This window comes from Stenotrophomonas sp. A3_2 (genome assembly GCF_036624925.1).
Classification (GTDB): domain Bacteria; phylum Pseudomonadota; class Gammaproteobacteria; order Xanthomonadales; family Xanthomonadaceae; genus Stenotrophomonas; species Stenotrophomonas hibiscicola.
The window spans coordinates 1-14,437 of sequence record NZ_JAZKVY010000270.1 but is presented as its reverse complement, the minus strand read 5'-3'; the positions used below and the strand labels follow the sequence as shown (position 1 = coordinate 14,437).

The window sequence follows — 14,437 nt, the reverse complement described above, 5'->3', positions numbered from 1 at the left end:
ATTACCCGGAGAGTTCAGAGGACGGCGCTGCGTTCGACAGAAAACTCGGCGTCCAGCCAGTTGCTGCCAATGAACATGGGGTGATCCGCATTCATCACCTCGAATACCAGTAGATTGTCGACCCATTCGAAGTTGTCGATCATGTGGGTGTCACTGCTGACCAGTGCCGGCGAAACCGAGTACGAACCCGGCCCCATGCGGCAGGTGAAATCCAGCATGTAGCGCAGCCGTTCGCCTGCCGACACGTTGCTCTGAACCTGCTCGGTGTGCCAGGTATTACTGCCCCAGACCACATGCCCCTGCTTGTCGCGGATCATGAAGCCCAGCACCAGACTGGGCAGTGGCGCCCGCACTTCTGCTTCGAGCACCAGCCTGAGCTGCTGTCCGACCATCGCCAGAGCAACCTCATTGCCAGTGCCTGCGTCGACCAGTTTGAGGCTGCTGACCACGGCCTGGCCGCTGCCACTGCGAGTCGTGACCCAACCCGACTCGTCACGACGCTGCTCAACGCTGAGCTTCTCGTTCTCCTTGCGGGCGATCAGCGCATTGTAGAAATCGATCACCTCGTCCGGTGCACCGTCCTTCAGCACCTGTCCCTTGTCGAGCAGGATCACCCGGTCACACAGAGCCTTCACGTCGCCGGGGCTGTGGGAAACCAGCATGATCGAGGTGCCTTCCTCGCGGAAGCGCCGCATGCGGTCGAAGCTCTTGTGCTGGAAGTAGCTGTCACCCACCGAGAGGGCTTCGTCGACGATCAGAAGGTCTGGGGTGAACGCCGTTGCGACCGCGAATGCGACGCGCACCTGCATGCCACTTGAGTACGTCCGCACCGGCTCGTCGAAGTACTCACCGATCTCCGCGAACGCTTCGATGCCCGGCATGGCTTCGGCGATCTGCTCCTGGCTGTACCCCATCAGACCCGCGGAATGGAAAGCATTCTGCCGGCCCGTAAGGTCCTGGTTGAAGCCCATTCCCAGCTCAAGGATGGCCGCGACCCGGCCGGTACGCTTGACTCGCCCCTCGGTCGGCTGTGCGGTACCGGTGATCAGCTTGAGCAACGTGCTCTTGCCGGCACCATTCTGCCCGATCACACCCACCGCTTCGCCGGGCGCGATCGAGAACGACACGTCCCGGAGGACCCAGTGCTCTTCGCGCGGGCGGGTTGGCAGGCCGAACCAGCTCGCTGCGCGCAGCCATTCGCTGCCCCACACCCGGTAGGCCTTGCCTACGCCTTCAACACGCAACTCACCACTCATAGTGCATCCACCATCTCGGGACTGGCACGACGGAAAACGATCAACGATGCCAGCGCCAGCACGCATGCGGCGCCAACCAGCCAGGCCAGGTCAGCCCACACCGGCGGTTGGTCGTAGAGCAGGACGTTCTGGTAGCTGCTCACCAGCGGGTACAACGGATTCAACTTGAACAGGCCCTGCACGTGCTCAGGCAGGATGCGGATGTTGTAGACGATCGGCGTCAGCCAGAACAGCGCCTGCAGCACGACGGGCACCACCTGCCCGATGTCACGCATGAACACGTTCAGCACACCCAGCAGCAGTCCGATCGACATCGCAAAGAAGAGCGTGATCAGGATCAGGATCGGCAGCCAGAGCGCTTGCGCTCCCGGGTAGTGGCCGAGCACGGCGAACACCACGAAGATCGCAACGAGCAGCAGAAGGTTGTTGACCAGCATCGTGCCGCCGGCGATGAAGGGCAGGCAGATGCGCGGGAACGCCATCTTCTTCATCAGGTTGCCGCTGTCCACGAACAGCGACACGCATTTGCCGACCGTCTCGGAGAACATGCTCCAGCACAGCGTCCCCGCCATCAGGTACAACGCATAGGCGTACTTGTTGTCGATGCCGGGCAGCTTCGCCGAGAGTACCTCCGACAGGATCGTGGCAAAGATGACGACCTGCATCAGCGGGTGGATGATCATCCACAATGCGCCGAGTTTGCTGCGGATGAAGCGGACCCGCAGTTCATTTTTGATCGACGAAAGGATGAAATACCGGTAGGCCCAGATGGACCGGATCATGTCACTCATTACCTGCCTCGTGCTTCATTGTCTGCATGGTGTCCTGCGCAGTACGTGCGTTGGCCTGAAGCTGGCGAACGCGTTCAATGAGGCCGCTGGCAGCGGCCTGGGTGGATAGGATTGCTTCGACGCGGGTGCGTCCTGCCTGCCCCAGCTCGGCGGCGAAGCCCGGGTCATCGGCCAGCCGGCGCATCCACGCTGCAGCCATCGGCACCTGCGCGTCGGCCCAGCGCTGCCCCTTGCCCGCCGGGTATTCCCCTTCACGCACGGGAACAAGTGTGAAATCGACCAGTCCGGCCGAATCGGCATCCATGAATTCCATGTTGCCCGACCAACCGGTGGCGATCACCGGCTTGCCCATGGCCATGCATTCGGCCAGGCCCAGGCCGAAACCCTCGGCGCGGTGCAGCGACACATAAGCGTCGCAGCAACGCTGCAGTGCATTGAGATGCTCGCGTGCGATGACCTCGTCACGGATGATGATGCGCTCGTCGCCGTCGACGAGGGCCAGCAAATGCTTGAGCAGATGCGGGAAGCGATGGCCATTGCTGCTCTTGACCAGCAGGCGGACATCGCGGCGCTGCGTTGGGAATGCCTCGCGGAAGGCACGGATCACCGCTTCGGGGTTCTTGCGCTCCATCCGTGAGCTGAAATCGAAGGACGTCAGGAAGACAAAGGCGTCCTCCGGCAGGCCGAAGTCCACACGCTGCAGCCCACTGTCGTTGAGGACACCCAGCGGCATCGGAATTCGCATCACCGGCTTACGAGTAGCATGAACCACGGCCTTCTCGACGAAGCCTGTGGCCACCATCACTTCATCCACCAGCTCCAAGGCCGGCAACCAGCTGTCAGGCAGGCGTTCAAGCTCCCAGAACCAGCAGGCGATGAGGTAGCGCCCCTGCCCGCGGGCCAGCGAGATGCTCGCCAGGGCCTGCGCCAGATAATCCGGGTTGACGAAGATAATGGTGACCGCGTGCGGCATCGTATCGTCGAGGTACGCATCAAGCGCATGGTCGTCGCGGGCGTTCGGCAGGCCAAGATCGATGTCGCGAAGCGCCACCGGCACACCCTGTTCGATCAATGCGCGCGCGTAGCTGCGCGCAGCTTCAGCCAATCCGAACTGACCATGGATATAGCCGAGGATGTTGACCCCGGGCAGGTCCGCTCCACGTCCTGCTGCGCCAGCAACAACGTCGCCGACAGGCTGCAGCTGTCTCTCCCAGGCTGCGGTGCGCTCGAAGCGCGTCCGCGCCTGCAGTCGCCGCGAAAACAATCGCAGCGCACCTTCGCGCAGGCCGGTCGGCAACAGATGGTAGGCACGACGCAGCCACGCCTGACTGCGCAGCCACGCAAGCATGCGTACCGATGCAGCAACCGGAGAGGAGTCTAGGGGCGTCATGGAGGACAGGGGTGCGGTCAGCCGCCCAACGCCTTTTCCAGATCCACCTGCAGATCCCCCAACTCCTCAACACCCACGCTCAGCCGCACCAGCGCATCGCTGATTCCCAGCTGCTCCCGGCGTGCGACCGGGATCGAGGCATGCGTCATCACCGCCGGGTGGTTGACCAGGCTTTCCACACCGCCCAGCGACTCGGCCAGGGTGAACAGCTCGGTCTTCTCGCAGAAGCGCTTGGCCGCCTCGAACCCACCCTTGAGTACGATCGAGACGATGCCGCCGTAGCCGGCCATCTGCTTGCCGGCCAGCTCATGCTGCGGGTGCGAGGCCAGGCCGGGGTAGATCACCTTCTCCACCGCCGGGTGCTTTTCCAGCCACTGGGCCAGGGCCAGCGCGTTGGCGCAATGTGCCTTCATGCGCAGCGGCAGGGTCTTCAGGCCGCGCAGGGCCAGGAAGCTGTCAAACGGGCCCTGCACGCCACCCACCGAGTTCTGCAGGAACGCCATCTGCTCGGCCAGTTCGGCGTTGTCGCCAACCACCACCATGCCGCCGACCATGTCCGAGTGACCGTTGAGGTACTTGGTGGCCGAATGCAGGACCAGGTCAGCGCCCAGTTCCAGCGGGCGCTGCAGCATCGGCGAGGCGAAGGTGTTGTCGACCACTACGATCAGGCCATGGCGCTTGGCGATGGCAGCGACCGCGGCGATGTCCACGATCTTCAGCATCGGGTTGGTCGGGGTCTCGATCCACACCATCTTCGTCTTCGGCGTGATCGAGGCTTCGAACGCCGCCAGATCGGTCAGGTCGACGAAACTGAAATCCAGCCCGGCGGTGCGGCGACGCACGCGCTCGAACAGGCGGAAGCTGCCGCCGTAGATATCGTCCATCGCCACCACGTGGCTGCCGGCGTCCAGCAGCTCGATCACCGTCGAGCTGGCCGCCATGCCCGAAGCGAACGCAAAGCCACGGGTACCGCCTTCCAGCGACGCCACGCAACGCTCATAGGCGAAACGGGTCGGGTTGTGCGTGCGCGAGTACTCGAAGCCCTGGTGCTCGCCCGGGCTGGACTGGGCATAGGTCGAGGTGGCGTAGATCGGCGGCATCACCGCACCGGTACTGGGGTCGGGCGACTGGCCACCGTGGATGGCCAGCGTGGCCAGGGCCAGCGCACGGTCGGGCGAAGAGGAGTTGGACATGTCGTTTCCTGAATGGCGCCGACGTGCGGCGCCGTCAAAGGATCGGGAGTCTATCAGCGCAGCCTTAACGAGCTTTGACGCGAATAAACCGGAATTCAGCGGTGAACTGCCGTGATCGGCGGCTTACTGCACGCGACGGCGCAGATAGTTCAGCAGGTCGATACGGGTGATCAGGCCCAGGAAAGCATCGCCGTCCATCACGATCGCCACCTGGCCGCGGTCGAACACCGGCAGCAGGGCCTCGATCGGCGACTTCACGTCCAGCCGGTCCAGCTTGCTGACCATCGCCGTGGCAACCGTGTCGCGGAAGCGCGCTTCGTCGCCATAGACATGCAGCAGGACGTCGCTTTCATCGACGATGCCGACCAGCTGGTCACCGTCCATCACCGGCAGCTGCGACACGTCATACAGCTTCATGCGCTGGTAGGCGGTGGTCAGCAGGTCGTTCGGGCCAATAACGACAGTGTCGCGCTGGCCGTACGGACGCAGGATCAGGTCGCGCAGGTCGCCGTGCTGCGGGCGCTGCAGGAAGCCGTTGTCCAGCATCCAGTAGTCGTTGTACATCTTCGACAGGTACTTGTTGCCGGTATCGCAGACCAGTACCAGCACCTTCTTCGGCGTGGTCTGCTCCTTGCAGTACTTCAGCGCTGCGGCCAGCAGGGTGCCGGTGGACGAACCGCCGAGGATGCCTTCCTTGCCCAGCAGCTCGCGCGCGGTGTGGAAGCTCTCGGCGTCGCTGATTGCATAGGCTTTCTTGACACGGCTGAAATCGGAGATCGACGGCAGGAAGTCCTCGCCGATGCCCTCCACCAGCCAGCTGCCCGACTTGTCGTTGAGCACGCCGTCGTTGATGTATTCGGCCAGGATCGAGCCGACCGGATCGGCCAGCACCAGCTCGGTCTTGGGCGACAGCTTGGCAAACGCGCGCGACAGGCCGGTCATGGTGCCGGAGCTGCCGCAGCCGAACACGATGGCGTCGAGGTCACCCCCCATCTGCTCCAGGATCTCCGGGCCGGTACCGAATTCGTGCGCTGCCGGATTGTCCGGGTTGCCGAACTGGTTGATGAAGTAGGCGCCCGGGGTCTGCTCGGCGATGGTCTTGGCCAGGTCCTGGTAGTACTCCGGATGGCCCTTGGCCACGTCCGAGCGGGTCAGGCGGACTTCGGCGCCCATCGCCTTCAGGTTGAAGATCTTCTCGCGGCTCATCTTGTCGGGAACGACGAGGATCAGCTTGTAGCCCTTCTGCTGTGCCACCAGCGCCAGGCCCAGGCCGGTGTTGCCGGCGGTACCTTCAACCAGGGTCGCGCCCGGCTTCAGGTCGCCACGCTGCTCCGCCGCCTCGATCATCGACAGGCCGATGCGATCCTTGATCGATCCGCCCGGGTTGGCGCTCTCCAGCTTCAGGTAGAGCTCGCAGACGCCGGTGTCCAGGCGCTGGGCCTTGACGATCGGGGTCTGGCCGATGAGTTCGAGGACGGAAGAATGAATGGGCATTCGGAGGACTTTCGATTCGCGCCGCGCAGGGCCGGACCGATGATTATCCGTCGGATGGCGATGAATGTCAGGTCGTTGCGCCGCGGGGCCGGAAGCCCGCAAAAAAGGGATGCGGACGGCCCCGGATCGACGAGGAGACCGGTGCCGCCCGCATCGGTGAGTTGTGCCTGAAGGCCAAGGCACCACCGCCTGTGGTGCCTTGGCGCGGCCGCCTCATCGGCGCGGCCGCGATGCCAGGGCAGGAGCCCCCGGCAGGGCCATCGATGGCCGGGTCACGCCGTTCCGGGCGCGACGATGTGCGTCAAAGCGTGGGGGACGTCGTTGGGAGCGGTGTTTCGTACATTCGCAGAAGACGTTGCTTGGCCAGCAGCTTCTCGCGCTTCATGCGACCCAGGGTGACATCATCGATCGGGAGTACACCCAACTCCGCGTCCATGCACTTCTTGTTCAACTTGCGGTGCTGGTCATGGAGTGCCCTGAACTCCGGATCACGCGCGCGACGTGCGTCGATCTCGCTCTGGGGCTGATCTTCAAACATGATGGACCTCCTTCGACAGATACACGAACGCCCCGGCCGAAAGGCACGGGGCGTTGTTCATGGAGGAGCGCCGGTCGATGGCCACCTGGACGCCTGCAACGACCTGCGGCACTGGCCTGCGCACGTCGATCTGCTGCGGTTCGCGCCCTGCTTGCATCGGCCCGGCCCTCCCATCGTCCGGTCCGCGGCATTGCGTCCCGGACGATTGACCCTACGCCTGCTCAAGGCGGGGTACAAGACCCCTGCGTCAAAAAGACCGAACCCCGCCGGGGCGGGGTTCAGGCTGAATGCTCATCGCAACGAAAAACAAACAATATCAATGCATTACGGCGCGATGATGACCTCGGCCGAGCGCGCCCGGGTGGACGCAGCCTTCTTGCCGCTGACCTGGATGCGGTTGCTGGCGACACCACCCGCGACCAGGGCGTCGCGCAGCGCTTCGGCACGCTTCTGGCCCACGCCGTTGGCGCTGTCGTAGGCCTCGATGCGCAGGCGCCCCTTCTTGCCGATGTTCAGGTACTCGGCCAGGGCCTTGGCCTGGTTGCGGGCGCCACCCGACAGGCTGGAGGCGCCTGCGGCGAACGCGTCACCACCGAAGGTGAAGACCTCACCGCGAGCGTCGAACTTCGAACCGGGCAGCTTCTGCCCGGACACCAGCTCGGCTTCCTCCCGGGCCAGCCTGGCAGCGTTCTGCTGTGCGGCGCTCAGACGCTGCTGCTGCTTGCCGGCCACGCTGGTCAGGGCGTTCTCGGCGTCCTGGCGGGCCAGGGTCTCGGCTTCGGCGGCCTGGCGCAACCGTTCGGCCTCCTCGGCCTGCATCTGCGCCTGCATGCGCAGCTGCTCGGCTTCCTGGCGGGCACGGGCGGCATCGCGGCGGCTGGCCTCGATCAGCAGGTCGCTGCGGGTACGCTCCAGGCGGTCGACCTCGCGCGCGGCCAGCGCGGTGCGCACGGCGGTCTCGGCGATCTCGACCCGGCGCTCGGCCAGGTACGTGGCCAGCTCCTGGTCGCGGCGCTTGGCCTTGTCCAGGGTGGCGATGGCCTGCTGCGCCTGCATGCGCTCGAAGGCGCCCAGCTCAGCGGTATCGGGGTTGGCCTGGATGGCCATCAGGCGCTGGCTCAGCTGCGCCACCATCGGGTTGTCGGCGGCCGTGGCCAGGGTCGGCAGCGCCAGCAGCGCGGCCAGGGTTGCGGCGGTCATCGGCTTCACCGGCGGTCCTCCCCGGTCGACAGCTGGCGCTGCAGCTGGTTGACCTCGTTGCGGCGCAGCTGCAGCTGCGCGGTGACGGTGGCTTCCTCACTGCGGACGCGGGCCAGGTCGGCATCGGCGGCGGCGCGCAGGGCCATCGCCGGCGCATTCTTGCGCTCGCGGCGGTCGCCTGCGGCGCGCTGGGCCTGCTCCAGCCCCTGCCGGGCCAGCCCGATCAGGTCCGGGGCGTACTGGTCGGCATCGGCCTGGGTGGCCTTGTCGACCGCCTGCCGGGCCTGCGCCAGTTCCAGGGCGGCGTCCTGCGCCCAGGCGGGGGCAGACAGTGCGAATGCAAACGCCATCACATACAGGCCATGGCGCATTCGTGCGAAGCTAAGTCGTTTCATTGGGGAGGCCGTACCGGTTGTCGGTTCACGGCCATTGTCGTCAAGCCGACACCGTGCTGGCAACGGGCGTCGGCCGTTTCGTTGGGGAAAATTCGCAATGGATATCGGCTACTTCCTGAAGCTGATGACCGAAAAGAACGCTTCGGACATGTTTTTGACCACCGGGGCACCGGTCTACATCAAGATCGAGGGGAAGCTCTATCCGCTGGGCAACACCGGCCTGCCGCCGGGCATGGTGAAGAAGATTGCCTACTCGCTGATGGACGAGGGCCAGGTGCCGCAGTTCGAGCGCGAACTCGAGCTCAACATGGCCATCGCCCTGCCCGACGCCGGGCGCTTCCGCGTCAACGTGTTCAAGCAGCGGGGTGAGGTCGGCATGGTCATCCGCGCCATCCGCAGCCGCATCCCGAGCATCGAGGAGCTGAACCTTCCGCAGGTGCTGAAGGACGTCATCATGACCCCGCGCGGGCTGGTGCTGGTGGTGGGGTCCACCGGCTCCGGCAAGTCCACCTCGCTGGCGTCGATGATCGACCACCGCAACAGCACCACCACCGGTCACATCCTCACCATCGAGGACCCGATCGAGTACCTGCACAAGCACAAGATGTCGATCGTCAACCAGCGCGAGGTCGGCCTGGATACCCATGCCTTCCACAACGCGCTGAAGAACGCGATGCGTGAAGCGCCGGACGTGATCCTGATCGGCGAGATCCTGGATGCGGAAACGATGGAGGCGGCCATCGCCTTCGCCGAGACCGGCCACCTGTGCCTGGCGACCCTGCATTCCAACAACGCCGACCAGACCATCGAGCGCATCCTGAACTTCTTCCCGGAAAGCGCGCACAAGAACGTGCTGATGAACCTGGCGCTGAACCTGCGTGCGGTGATCAGCCAACGCCTGGTGAAGAACAAGGAGGGCCGTCGCCTGCCGGCCACCGAGGTGCTGATCAACACGCCGATGATCCGCGACCTGCTGCGCCGCGGCCAGGTGCACGAGATCAAGGCGGCGATGGAAGCCTCGCTGGAAGAAGGCATGGAGAGCTTCGACCAGTGCCTGTTCCGGCTGGCCAAGGCCGGCACCATCGAGCAGGAGGAAGCGCTGCGCGCAGCCGACTCGCGCGATGGCCTGGCCCTGAAGTTCCGCCTGTCCGAGGGCAGCAGCGGCGAGCACGACCCGTACGCCGATTTCTCGGCAGGCGCACCCAGCATCACCCACGGCTTCTGATCGCACGAAAAAGGGACGGAGGGGATCAAGTCGTTTGTACACGTGCGACTTGATGCCCTCCGTCCCTTTTCCTGAAGAATTCAGGGGCGGTCTCATCCAATGAGACCGCTCATCCGTAGGTTTCCTCGATGGAAACCATCCGCAAGCTGGCCATTCTGGCCGATGCCGCCAAATACGATGCCTCCTGCGCCTCCAGCGGCTCGGGCAAGCGCGATTCGCGCGCCAGCGGCGGTATCGGCAGCACCGAGGGCATGGGCATCTGCCACAGCTATACACCGGATGGCCGCTGCGTTTCGCTGCTGAAGATCCTGCTGACCAATTTCTGCATCTACGACTGCGCCTACTGCGTGAACCGGGTCTCCAGCAACGTGCCGCGTGCACGTTTCAGCGTAGACGAGGTGGTCACGCTCACCCTGGACTTCTACAAGCGCAACTATATCGAGGGCCTGTTCCTCTCCAGCGGCATCATCCGCAATGCGGACTACACCATGGAGCAGATGGTGGAGGTGGCGCGGCAACTGCGCGAGGAACACCGCTACGCCGGTTACATCCACCTCAAGACCATTCCCGAAGCGTCGCCGGAACTGCTGGCCAGTGCCGGGCGCTACGCCGACCGGCTGTCGATCAACGTGGAGCTGCCCACCGAAGCCGGGCTGAGCGCGCTGGCACCGGAGAAGACCGTACAGTCCATCCGTGGCGCGATGGGCGAACTGCGTTGGCGCATCGAGGAAGCCAAGGAGGCGCGCAAGGCCCCCGCAGCGGTGGCGCCGACGGCCAGCCGCAGCGCACGCCCGCGCCCTCCCCGTTTCGCCCCGGCCGGGCAGAGCACGCAGATGATCGTCGGCGCGGACGGGGCCAACGACCAGCAGATCCTGGCCAGCGCCGACAGCCTGTACGGCAGTTACCGGATGCGCCGGGTCTACTACTCCGCGTTCAGCCCGATTCCGGACGCCAGCCGGCAGCTGCCACTGCAGCCGCCACCGCTGCAGCGCGAACATCGCCTTTACCAAGCTGACTGGCTGCTGCGCTTCTACGGCTACGGCGTGGATGAGATTACCGATACCACCCAGGACGGCATGCTCGACCTGGATATCGACCCGAAGATGGCCTGGGCGATCCGCCATCCCGAGCGCTTTCCGGTCGATCTGAACCGGGCACCGAAGGAGATGCTGCTGCGGGTGCCCGGCCTTGGCGTGCGCAACGTCAAGCGCGTGCTGATGGCACGCCGTCACGGGCGGCTGCGCGTGGCCGACATCGCGCGCCTGAAGGCACCGATGAGCAAGCTGCTGCCGTTCGTGCTGCTGGCCGACCATCACCCTCGCAAAGCACTGGACGACCCGGCGGCGCTGCGCGCGCAGCTGGCCCCGCCGCCGCGACAGGGTTCGCTGTTCGATGCCCCGTCCGCGGCCTGACGCGCAGCGCTGGTCGCTGCGGGTGGATCCGCCATGGTCGCTGGACGCCTGGCGCAGCGGTGCGCGCGAAGCCCTGCTGCGCGGCGTCGCGCCGGAGCAGCTGGACTGGCTCGAGGGTAGCGACGCATCACTGCTGGACGCGCCCGCGGTCACCTCGGCGCCCGCACAGGCCGATGCTGGCGCACCGACGGTACCGCGCGACTTCCTGGAGCTGGCGGCCACCTGCCTGTGCCATCGCGACGGACAGCGCATGGCCCTCCTGTACCGGTTGCTGTGGCGCATCACCCATGACGAACGCTCGGTGCTGTCAAACCCCGCCGATGCCGACGTACTGCGGGCGTTGGCCATGGCACAGGCCGTCCGCCGTGACACGCACAAGATGAAGGCATTCGTGCGCTTCCGCGAAGTGCCTGGCCAGCCTGATGCGTTCATCGCCTGGTTCGAGCCGCAGCACCACATCGTCGACCGGGTCGCGCCGTTCTTCGCGCGCCGTTTCACCGGCATGCGCTGGGCCATCCTCACGCCTTCGCGCAGCGTCGCCTGGGATGGGCAGGCGCTTGCCTTCGGCCCCGGTGCACGGCGCGAGGACGCCCCGGCCGAGGATGCACGCGAGTCGCTGTGGCAGACCTACTACGCCAGCATCTTCAATCCGGCGCGACTCAACACACGGATGATGATGCAGGAGATGCCGGCCAAGTACTGGCGCCACCTGCCTGAAGCACAGTTGCTGCCACGCCTGGTGCGCGACGCCGCCGACCGCGTGCAGGAAATGCATGACCGTCCCGCGCAGGCACCGCAACGCAGGATTCCGCTGCGAGCGAACCCTCCGGCATCGGCAGCCGAAGCCAGCAGCCTGGACAATCTGCGCGGACAGGCCAGCGCCTGCCGCCAATGCCCGTTGTGGGAGCAGGCCACGCAGACCGTGTTCGGACAGGGGCCGGCAGGGGCCGGGGTGATGCTGGTCGGAGAGCAACCCGGTGACACCGAAGATCTGCGTGGGCAGCCATTTGCAGGACCTGCCGGCCAGGTGCTGGACCGCGCATTGGCGGAACTGGGGATCGATCGCGCCACGCTGTACCTCACCAACGCGGTGAAGCACTTCCACCATGAGCGGCGCGGCAAGGTGCGGCTGCACAAGCGGCCGGAGAGCCGTCACATCCAGGCCTGCCGGCCCTGGCTGATGGGTGAGATCGCGCGCGTGCGGCCGCAGGTGATTGTGTGCCTGGGCGCGACTGCGGCAGCCTCGGTATTCGGTCGAGATTTCGACCTCTCACGCGACCGCGGACGCTGGCACACCCTCGAAGACGGCACCCGCGGCTACGCCACGGTGCACCCGGCGTGGGTGCTGCGGCAGACCGACGATGCACGCCGCGAGGCCGGCTATCGGCTGTTCCGGGAAGACCTTCGGCAGATGTTGCGAGGGGATGGGGCATCCGCCGGGCATGGCCCGGCGCTACCACGGACCGGGGACCGGTAGCGCCGGGCCGCGCCCGGCGAGCGAAGCGGCCCGTCAGGCAGCGTCGGGCTGGTGTTCCGGACGCGCGCGGTCGAATGCGTCCAGCGCTTGGCACGCCGCTTCGATGCGGCGCAGGGTCGGGTACGGTGCCAGGTCCAGGCCGAAGCGGTGGGCGTTGTACAGCTGCGGCAACAGGCAGATGTCGGCCAGGCCAGGACGGTCGCCGTGGCAGAAGGTGCCGGTGTCGCGGCTGTTGGCCAGCATCGCTTCCATCGCGTCAAAGCCTTCGGCGATCCAGTGCAGGGTCCACTGCGTGCGGGCGTCGGCAGGCAGCTGCAGGTCGCGTTCCAGGTACTGCATCACCCGCAGGTTGTTGATCGGATGGATATCGCAGGCCACAAGCTGCGCCAGCGCCCGCACCCGTGCGCGGCCCGCAGCATCGGCCGGCAGCAGCGGCATCTGTGGGAAGCGCTCTTCCAGGTACTCGATGATCGCCAGTGACTGGGTCAACGTGTGCCCATCATGCAGCAGGGTCGGCACCAGCTGCTGCGGATTGAGCGCGCGGTAAGCCTCATGGTGCTGCTCGCCACCGTCGCGCACCAGATGCACCGGCCGCGCCTCCCAGGCCAGGCCCTTCAGCTCCAGGCCGATGCGCACGCGGTAGGCGGCGCTGGATCGCCAGTAGGTGTACAGCACGATGCCGTCGTCGACCGGAATCTCCATCGCCGCCTCCATGCTCAGGGCCTGGCCGCCTGTTCGATGCGCTGCTCGATCGCACCGAAGATGCTGTTGCCGGCAGCGTCGAGCATCTCGATGCGGACCACGTCACCGAAGGACATGAACGGCGTGCTCGGCTTGCCGTCACGCAGGGTCTCGACCACGCGCTGCTCGGCGAAGCACGAGGCACCCTTGCTGGTGTCTTCATTGGCGATGGTGCCCGAGCCGACGATGGTGCCGGCACCCAGCGGGCGGGTCTTGGCCGCATGCGCGACCAGCTGGGCGAAGTTGAACTGCATGTCCACGCCCGCCTCCGGCGCACCGAACCACTGGCCGTTGATGTGGGTCAGCAGCGGCAGGTGCACCTTGCTGTCCTGCCACGCAGCACCCAGCTCATCGGGGGTGACGAACACCGGCGACAGCGCCGAACGCGGCTTGGACTGCAGGAAGCCGAAGCCCTTGGCCAGCTCGCCCGGGATCAGGTTGCGCAGCGAGACATCGTTGACCAGGCCGACCAGCTGGATGTGGCTGGCGGCCTGTTCCGGGGTGGCCGCCATCGGCACGTCGTCGGTGATCACCACGATCTCCGCTTCCAGGTCGATGCCGTAGTCCTCGCTGACCACCTTGACCGCATCGCGCGGGCCGTAGAAGCCCGCACTGGTGGCCTGGTACATCAGCGGGTCGGTGTAGAAGCTCTCGGGCACCTCGGCACCGCGGGCGCGGCGCACGCGCTCGACGTGCGGCAGGTAGGCGCTGCCATCGACGAACTCATAGGCACGCGGCATCGGTGCGGCCAGCGCCTGCGGATCGAGGTCGAACACGCCATCGGCGTCGCCAGCGTTGAGCGATTCGTACAGGGCGTTCAGGCGCGGCGCGATGTGGCTCCAGTCCTCCAGGGCCTGCTGCAGGGTGGCGGCAATGCCGGTGGCGCGCACGCCGTGGCGCAGGTCACGCGAGACGACGATAAGGGTGCCGTCGCGGCCGCCTTCCTTCAAGGAACCAAGCTTCATGGTGGGTGTCCGGAGTCGTGGGCAAACAAGTTTCAAGTGTAATCAAATCTGCGACGACGCCAAGCTGCAGCGCGGCATCGGCCCACCCTACCGTAGTGGGGGGTTTGGCAGGGCTTGCAGCCCTGCACCTGCGTCAAGCCAGGGCAACGTCAAATGCCAAAGCCGCTCTGGTTTCCTGTGAGTTGGGTGGGGGGGGGGGGGGGGGGGGGGGGGGGGGGGGGGCCCCCCCCCGCCCGCCGGGGGGGGCGGGCGCCGCCCCCCCCCCCCGCCGCCCCCCCCCCCCCCCCCCCCCCCCCCCCCCCCCCCCCCCCCCCCCCCCATCGACGGTTTTCCGCGATCTGTCGGATCTCATTCGATCAA

General features: G+C 66.1%; 13 protein-coding genes. 3 read left to right on the top strand and 10 right to left on the bottom strand.

Annotated elements, in window-relative coordinates:
• Positions 1-14: 14 nt before the first annotated feature.
• From R5H29_RS12755 to R5H29_RS12720, 8 genes are all read right to left on the bottom strand, one after another.
• Positions 15-1,256 (bottom strand): ABC transporter ATP-binding protein, encoded by a 1,242-nt coding sequence (locus tag R5H29_RS12755; RefSeq protein WP_332329250.1) that lies wholly within the window; start codon positions 1,254-1,256, stop codon positions 15-17.
• Positions 1,253-2,047, bottom strand: coding sequence for an ABC transporter permease (locus tag R5H29_RS12750; RefSeq protein ID WP_197575767.1), 795 nt, complete (start codon positions 2,045-2,047; stop codon positions 1,253-1,255). The genes R5H29_RS12755 and R5H29_RS12750 overlap by 4 nt, the downstream gene beginning before the upstream one ends.
• A complete protein-coding gene (locus R5H29_RS12745) occupies positions 2,040-3,395 on the bottom strand; it encodes a glycosyltransferase family 4 protein (protein WP_329859091.1) in 1,356 nt (451 codons plus the stop codon). The genes R5H29_RS12750 and R5H29_RS12745 overlap by 8 nt, the downstream gene beginning before the upstream one ends.
• A gap of 59 nt (positions 3,396-3,454) precedes the next feature.
• The gene (locus R5H29_RS12740) at positions 3,455-4,630 is read right to left on the bottom strand and encodes a cystathionine gamma-synthase (protein ID WP_197575769.1); all 1,176 of its coding nucleotides are present in this window, start codon (positions 4,628-4,630) and stop codon (positions 3,455-3,457) included.
• A gap of 123 nt (positions 4,631-4,753) precedes the next feature.
• Positions 4,754-6,124 carry a pyridoxal-phosphate dependent enzyme gene (locus R5H29_RS12735; protein WP_021202680.1) on the bottom strand — a complete coding sequence of 457 codons (1,371 nt, stop codon included), beginning with the start codon at positions 6,122-6,124 and terminating at the stop codon, positions 4,754-4,756.
• 301 nt (positions 6,125-6,425) lie between these two features.
• Positions 6,426-6,662 (bottom strand): YdcH family protein, encoded by a 237-nt coding sequence (locus R5H29_RS12730; RefSeq protein ID WP_005407964.1) that lies wholly within the window; start codon positions 6,660-6,662, stop codon positions 6,426-6,428.
• Positions 6,663-6,986: 324 nt separating this feature from the next.
• Positions 6,987-7,871, bottom strand: a complete 885-nt coding sequence (locus R5H29_RS12725) for an OmpA family protein (RefSeq protein ID WP_080375071.1) — start codon at positions 7,869-7,871, stop codon at positions 6,987-6,989.
• The gene (locus tag R5H29_RS12720) at positions 7,868-8,233 is read right to left on the bottom strand and encodes a DUF4398 domain-containing protein (RefSeq protein WP_005415160.1); all 366 of its coding nucleotides are present in this window, start codon (positions 8,231-8,233) and stop codon (positions 7,868-7,870) included. Before R5H29_RS12720 ends, R5H29_RS12725 begins: the two co-directional genes overlap by 4 nt.
• Before the next feature lie 121 nt (positions 8,234-8,354).
• On the opposite strand from R5H29_RS12720, the gene R5H29_RS12715 reads away from it, so the two are divergent.
• From R5H29_RS12715 to R5H29_RS12705, 3 genes are all read left to right on the top strand, one after another.
• On the top strand, positions 8,355-9,482 hold the full coding sequence (locus R5H29_RS12715; protein WP_049416904.1) for a PilT/PilU family type 4a pilus ATPase: 1,128 nt from the start codon (positions 8,355-8,357) through the stop codon (positions 9,480-9,482).
• A 128-nt stretch (positions 9,483-9,610) separates the two neighbouring features.
• Positions 9,611-10,894 (top strand): putative DNA modification/repair radical SAM protein, encoded by a 1,284-nt coding sequence (locus tag R5H29_RS12710; protein ID WP_155028910.1) that lies wholly within the window; start codon positions 9,611-9,613, stop codon positions 10,892-10,894.
• Positions 10,875-12,371: a UdgX family uracil-DNA binding protein gene (locus R5H29_RS12705; protein WP_332329249.1), complete on the top strand. Its 1,497-nt coding sequence runs from the start codon at positions 10,875-10,877 to the stop codon at positions 12,369-12,371. Before R5H29_RS12710 ends, R5H29_RS12705 begins: the two co-directional genes overlap by 20 nt.
• A 33-nt stretch (positions 12,372-12,404) precedes the next feature.
• On the opposite strand, the gene maiA is transcribed toward R5H29_RS12705, so the two are convergent.
• Both maiA and R5H29_RS12695 read right to left on the bottom strand, forming a co-directional pair.
• Positions 12,405-13,073, bottom strand: a complete 669-nt coding sequence (maiA, locus tag R5H29_RS12700; protein WP_308305558.1) for a maleylacetoacetate isomerase — start codon at positions 13,071-13,073, stop codon at positions 12,405-12,407.
• Positions 13,074-13,087: 14 nt separating this feature from the next.
• A complete protein-coding gene (locus R5H29_RS12695) occupies positions 13,088-14,077 on the bottom strand; it encodes a fumarylacetoacetate hydrolase family protein (protein WP_019660949.1) in 990 nt (329 codons plus the stop codon).
• Between the last annotated feature and the right edge of the window lie 360 nt (positions 14,078-14,437).